Consider the following 227-nt stretch of genomic DNA (forward strand, 5'->3'; position numbering starts at 1 on the left):
CCCCGGTTAGCCCAGCTAAACCACGGGATAAACGTCAGAGTTTGCGGCTGGCCTACGTTCTCGCACTGACTCGTAGGCCTGATAAGACGCGTTAAGCGTCGCATCAGGCAATGTGCGCCCTACGTTGGATGCGGCGCGTGCGCCTTATCCAACCTACAGATGGCAATGCTTTTCCTCATTCACCCAGATCCGCATTTCGCCTTCCCCCCGGTTAGCCCAGCTAAACC

Annotated in this window: 1 protein-coding gene; it reads right to left on the reverse strand. The window is 57.3% G+C overall.

Annotated features, from left to right (window positions below):
• Positions 1-153: 153 nt before the first annotated feature.
• On the reverse strand, positions 154-227 hold a 74-nt coding region (locus A7090_RS27420), incomplete at its 5' end, for a hypothetical protein (RefSeq protein WP_446718736.1).

Source organism: Escherichia sp. MOD1-EC7003, from assembly GCF_002965065.1.
In the GTDB taxonomy this organism is placed as follows: domain Bacteria; phylum Pseudomonadota; class Gammaproteobacteria; order Enterobacterales; family Enterobacteriaceae; genus Escherichia.